The sequence below is a fragment of the Nostoc sp. NMS4 genome, from assembly GCF_017115095.1.
GTDB lineage: Bacteria > Cyanobacteriota > Cyanobacteriia > Cyanobacteriales > Nostocaceae > Nostoc.
In genome coordinates, this window is sequence record NZ_JABXKI010000405.1 from 1 (window position 1) to 4568 (window position 4568).

Genomic DNA, 4568 nt, shown 5'->3' on the forward strand with positions numbered 1-4568 from the left:
GATCCCAGAAGCAACACGGTAGAGATAGTGACTACTTTTGGGGAATCTGCACCCTTAAATTTCATAATTCCGCGATTTAAGTCGGACACAGCTTTGTAATCCTCTGTTGTTGGAGCATGAAATATTTGCCCGTTTTGATTGTAGTCCTTCTCTTTGCGGATGATGTTAAATTCACTTTAAAAATTTAGGACTGGGGATTGGGGAGATGAGGAAGCAGGGGAAGCAGGGGAAGATGAGGGAGATGAGGGGACGAAGAGATAAACAAAACTCTTAACTCTTAACTCCTAACTCAGCACTCAGCACGGACTAAACCTTAGCTATCCGCTAACAGCACTCCTAATGCCCAGTATCATTGAAAAGCAACTCAGTATAAGAGGGTGTGGGTAGGTGAAAATAGCACTGAGCGTAATTTTAGCGGTGGTTGTAGGATTGTTTGTGGTGATTGAGATCGGACTGCGATCGCTGTTTGGTTTTGGTAATCCTCTGATTTATATTGGCGATGAGCAAATTGGTTATTTGTTGGCTCCGAACCAGCGTACTCGTCGTTTTGGGAATCGCATTGAAATTAATGAATATTCTATGCGAGGTAGTCCGATCAAAAAGCTACTTGCACCTTCTGGGCTGCGAATTCTCCTCTTAGGTGATTCTATTGCTAATGGTGGCTGGTGGACAGATCAGACTAATACAATATCTAGTTTGATGATGCGTTCTCTACCATCATCTACTAATAGTAATTATTCTGAAGTAGAAGTGCTAAATGCTTCAGCTAACTCTTGGGGGCCAAGGAATGAATTAGCTTATTTAGAGAAGTTTGGCACTTTTAGGGCGCAAGCAGTGGTGTTATTAATTAATACTGATGATTTATTTGCAACTCCTCCCACTTCATTACCAGTAGGACGCGATCGCAACTACCCAGATCGTAAACCTCCCTTGGCATTAGTGGAAGTGTGGCAGCGTTATATCGTCAAGCAAAAGCCAATACCAGAACTACAAGCCGTCCAAAATGAATCAGGCGATCGCGTGGGGATTAATCTAGAGGCGATCGCTAAAATTCAAGCCTTGACTCGCCAAAATAACAGCAAATTTCTGCTGGTGATGACTCCCTTACTACGAGAAATTGGTGAACCAGGGCCGCGGGATTATGAAATTAAAGCACGTCAGCGCTTGAGTGATTTTACCAAAGCCCAACAAATTAACTATATAGACTTTTTACCAAATTTTAATTCAACTACCAACCCTCAAGGTTTGTTTCACGATCACATCCACCTCAACTTGCAAGGTAATAAATTTGTCAGTGAAGTTATGGAGCGATCGCTTTTGGAAATATTAGAGAAATCGTCACTTAGGAACATGGATTAAATAAGATGCAAAACTTTATCCTTTCTCTAGCTTCCCTCTCCTTTATAAGGAGAGGGATTGAGGGTGAGGTAAACCAAGGGATATAAATTGCATATTATATTATTTAATTCTCATTCCTTAGTCAAAGTCCTTAAACGTTTTGTTACCTCTAAAAGGACTTTTCAAACATCTTCTAAGCTTCATTTTGTCTATTACGTATTCATAATTTCTATTTCACCGTGCGATCGCCCAGTGCTAGTATGAGTGCTGCCGCCAGTGCCGCTATTGTCCGAACGTGATTCCATAACGTCCAGTTGGTAAGGTATTTAGCCCATAAGTTCGCGCCTTCAGTGCTATCTGGTTTAGCGATCGCTAACGCATCATTAAGTGGTACATTAAACGCGATCGTCACTAGAACAGTGCCAATGAGATAGAGCAAGCTACCGACAAGCAAGTAGACAGCACCAGGTTGATGCCACTTTAACACCGAGGAAACCGCCAGAAAGATACAAGCCACAGCCGTTCCAAACAGTGCCACCATGAACAACGGATTAATCGCGGTGATATTGATGGATTGCATAGCAACAATGCCCTCCTTTGGCTGGAGTCGTGCAAGGGCATTCATCACGAAAGTCGAGAAGGCAAAGAAAACACCAGCCACCAGCCCGCAGCCTAATGCTGTGAAAAGCGTCAAAGGGAAGCGCAAATTGTCAAGTACCATAAAGCCTCCTGTTAATTACTGCCCAATGCCCAATCCCCAATCCCAATAACTATTTACCAATATCTTCATTCCAAAGTTCGGAGTTAGTTTCAATAAACTCACTCATCATTTGTTCGCATTCGTCAAGATTAAGATCGATTACGTCTACACCGTGAGATACCATAAATTCTTTAGCACCAGGAAAAGTTCTAGATTCTCCAGCGATGACTTTTTTAATGCCAAATTGTACCACTGCTCCAGCGCACAGGTAACATGGCATTAAAGTTGAATAGAGTGTTGTCCCTTTATAACTGCCAACTCTCCCAGCATTGCGGAGACAATCGATTTCGGCGTGGGTAATAGGATCGCTATCTTGTACACGTTTATTGTGTCCTTTGCCGAGAATTTTACCATCCTTGACGAGAACCGAACCAATAGGAATTCCACCTTCTTGTCTGCCTTGTTTTGCTTCTTGAATTGCAGCTTCCATAAATTCATCCATATAATTCTCCTTTTATGACAAAACAACTAGTATTAATGGATCACGATGGCGGTGTAGATGATTATTTAGCAACTATGCTGCTGTTGACAATGGATGGTATTGAACTCCTTGGTGTTGTCGTTACTCCAGCAAATTGCTACGTTCAATCGGCTGTTAGCGCCACACGTAAAATTATAGATTTGATGGAATTTTCTCATATCCCGGTAGCAGAAAGCACCGTGCGCGGGATTAATCCATTTCCTACTCTCTATCGCCGTGATTCTTTTATCGTTGACCATCTCCCCATTCTCAATCAAAGGGAAACCATTACTACGCCTCTGGTTGCCGAAACAGGTCAAGATTTTATGATCCAGGTGTTACGAGAGGCAACAAGCCCTGTAACGTTGATGGTAACTGGGCCGTTAACGACGGTTGCAGTGGCTTTGGATAAAGCACCAGATATTGAAGCCAAGATTCACAAAATTGTGTGGATGGGGGGAGCGTTGAATGTTGCTGGTAATGTAGAAAAGAGTCTAGAAGCTGGACAAGATGGTTCTGCCGAATGGAATGTTTATTGGGATGCAATTTCAGCAGCGCGGGTATGGCAAACGCAAATTGAAATTATTATGTGTCCTTTAGATTTGACTAATAATGTCCCAGTTACATCCGAGTTAGTATACAAAATGGGACGACAACGCCACTATCCCATCTCTGATTTAGCCGGACAATGTTATGCACTAGTTATCCCCCAAGATTATTATTTTTGGGATGTATTGGCAACAGCTTATTTGGGACATCCAGAATTTTATCAACTGCGCGAATGGGAAACAGAAATTATCACCACTGGTCTTAGTCAGGGGCGTACTAAAGTAGTTCCTAGTGGTCGGAAAATTTATGCGATGGATAAGGTAGATAAAGAGGCTTTTTATGATTACATCTTGCAGCAATGGGCAAGGTAAAAACTAAAAAATTAGCTGGCGTACATACTCAAACTCACTACCGAAAACTAACGCTTCTGCAACTCAAGCGACCATATTGGAGCATTCCGGTGCAAAGACTTTTTTGGGTACGATACCATTTAAAAATTAAAATTAATCATAGCGTGCCTTTTTAGATTTAATCACCTCAATTACATCATCGTGTCTTTGCCCCTCGATAATATCCTTGAGATGAATTTGCCCATTAATGTATTGAACATGGATGCGCCAACCTGAGACTTTATCGATATCAGCACGATAAATTGCTTGCTTCACACCTTTTACTTTGTGTAGCCTCGTTTTTGGAAATTTTCTTGTTCTGTGACACTCATTATCTTCAAGCTCTGCCAAGGCTTCAAGAAAAGCAATCTTTAGCTCGTCATCTGGCAAAATCTTGATGGCTTGATAAATAATGCCGTATTCATCACACAGAGTAAGGGTTTGTGCCATAAACCAACTTACGAGAACTGGGCAGTTTCTCGATTGTGATGGAGTAATCCTTGATACAAAGACTCTGCCACACCTTTATACGCTTTATCAAGATCATCGTGTTTAACTACTCGAAAAAGAGTAAAAATAACTTGCCCAAAAATTGGATCTTCGTCTACTGTCAAAATCACCCTTAGTTTCTGCGAAACCCCTAGCGTGTACAGTGAAGATTCATAGCCATTAATATCTAACGGTAGTGCAAGACGATGCAACTTATGATAAATGTCAGCTTTTTTAGTTGGGAAGAGGCTGGCGCAATCATTAATTTTTTTAACCGTTGCGGCTTTGTCATCTTCACTCAGTCTGCCAAGATCCTTCTCAAAGCTACTTGTTGACTCAATTAGAATATCCACGTTACGAACCCGCCAATCTGAATTTAGCTACTTGCCCTCTGTCCTTAGGGACTTCCAAATAAAAAAATACTCAACTATTCTTTGTGGGGTGGGCATCTTGCCATTAGTGTCAACTTAAGGTTAAAACCCATTTGTCAACGATAGGTTTTGTGAGAAACGAAGTATAAAGATGAACTTTTTTCTGACTTTTATACGCAAGCTGGGAGTGATGCTAATAAACAAAGCATTAA

The 4568-nt window shown here is 41.4% G+C and carries 6 protein-coding genes; 2 read left to right on the top strand and 4 right to left on the bottom strand.

Translation table 11 applies throughout. The annotated features are described in order from the left end of the window. Positions 1-387 precede the first annotated feature (387 nt). Entirely contained in the window at positions 388-1359 is a 972-nt protein-coding gene (locus HWQ37_RS32790) for an SGNH/GDSL hydrolase family protein (protein ID WP_292755314.1), read from the top strand. Positions 1360-1567: 208 nt separating this feature from the next. On the opposite strand, the gene HWQ37_RS32795 is transcribed toward HWQ37_RS32790, so the two are convergent. Together HWQ37_RS32795 and HWQ37_RS32800 are read right to left on the bottom strand one after the other, a co-directional pair. Continuing rightward, positions 1568-2059 carry an anthrone oxygenase family protein gene (locus tag HWQ37_RS32795; protein WP_292755316.1) on the bottom strand — a complete coding sequence of 164 codons (492 nt, stop codon included), beginning with the start codon at positions 2057-2059 and terminating at the stop codon, positions 1568-1570. 49 nt (positions 2060-2108) lie between these two features. Next, complete coding sequence (locus HWQ37_RS32800; RefSeq protein WP_292755317.1) at positions 2109-2540, bottom strand: nucleoside deaminase; 432 nt, start codon at positions 2538-2540, stop codon at positions 2109-2111. A 14-nt stretch (positions 2541-2554) separates the two neighbouring features. Here HWQ37_RS32800 and HWQ37_RS32805 point away from each other — a divergent pair, with 14 nt between their 5' ends. Continuing rightward, on the top strand, positions 2555-3478 hold the full coding sequence (locus tag HWQ37_RS32805) for a nucleoside hydrolase (RefSeq protein ID WP_292755319.1): 924 nt from the start codon (positions 2555-2557) through the stop codon (positions 3476-3478). 132 nt (positions 3479-3610) lie between these two features. Here HWQ37_RS32805 and HWQ37_RS32810 read toward each other — a convergent pair whose 3' ends face one another. Together HWQ37_RS32810 and HWQ37_RS32815 are read right to left on the bottom strand one after the other, a co-directional pair. Beyond that, complete coding sequence (locus HWQ37_RS32810) at positions 3611-3946, bottom strand: hypothetical protein (RefSeq protein WP_292755321.1); 336 nt, start codon at positions 3944-3946, stop codon at positions 3611-3613. Positions 3947-3954: 8 nt separating this feature from the next. Beyond that, positions 3955-4338 carry a hypothetical protein gene (locus tag HWQ37_RS32815; RefSeq protein WP_292755323.1) on the bottom strand — a complete coding sequence of 128 codons (384 nt, stop codon included), beginning with the start codon at positions 4336-4338 and terminating at the stop codon, positions 3955-3957. Positions 4339-4568: the final 230 nt, after the last annotated feature.

Excerpts from the sequence above, each read along its gene's own strand:
- HWQ37_RS32795 (WP_292755316.1), bottom strand. The coding sequence starts at position 2,059 with ATGGTACTTGACAATTTGCGCTTCCCTTTGACGCTTTTCACAGCATTA.
- HWQ37_RS32800 (WP_292755317.1), bottom strand. The coding sequence starts at position 2,540 with ATGGATGAATTTATGGAAGCTGCAATTCAAGAAGCAAAACAAGGCAGA.
- HWQ37_RS32805 (WP_292755319.1), top strand. The coding sequence starts at position 2,555 with ATGACAAAACAACTAGTATTAATGGATCACGATGGCGGTGTAGATGAT.
- HWQ37_RS32810 (WP_292755321.1), bottom strand. The coding sequence starts at position 3,946 with ATGGCACAAACCCTTACTCTGTGTGATGAATACGGCATTATTTATCAA.